Source organism: Collinsella sp. HCP28S3_E9, assembly GCF_052065455.1.
Taxonomy (GTDB): domain Bacteria; phylum Actinomycetota; class Coriobacteriia; order Coriobacteriales; family Coriobacteriaceae; genus Collinsella.
On the sequence record NZ_JBQHTZ010000046.1, the window covers coordinates 1 to 545 of the forward strand.

General features: G+C 65.1%; 1 protein-coding gene. It reads right to left on the reverse strand.

The features are described from left to right. Positions 1-472: transposase (locus ACTNA2_RS09090; protein WP_441049392.1), on the reverse strand; the 472-nt coding region annotated here is incomplete at its 3' end. Positions 473-545: the final 73 nt, after the last annotated feature.

Here is a 545-nt window from a genome sequence, read left to right on the forward strand (position 1 = left end):
AGGGCACCGGCGAGCCGTCGAGCGGCCTTCCGCACAGATCCTCGATGTCTGCGTCCAGGCTCGAGGCGATTGCGCTCACCTGGTCCTTCGAGAGCCTGGAGACGCCCATCTTCTCGGCCACCCTCTGCACCTTGCGGGTGCTCGTGCCCGTGGCGTACATCTCGGCGACGGCGGCAACGAGGGCGCGGTCGACGCGCTGGTAGCGCTCGAGCACGTCCTCCGGGAAGAAGCTGCCGGAGCGCAGCTTGGGGATGCGCAGCGTCAGCGTGCCGACGCAGGTGGCGAGCGACCTCTCGCGGTAGCCGTTTCGGCTGTTCGCCCCGCCACCGCAGAGCTGGTCGGCCTCGGCGTCCATCACGGCGTTCACGACCTGCTCGGCGAGTCTGCGAAGCAGCTCCTGCATATCGATGGCGCCGTCGTCGAAACGGGGCACAGCGAGCATGTCCGGCGTCGGGTCTGATAAGATTTCCATAGCGGTCTTCGTCCTTTCCTAGAACCTGTTGTTGTGGTGATTTCAGATTCTAGGACGAAGGCCGTTCTTCGTT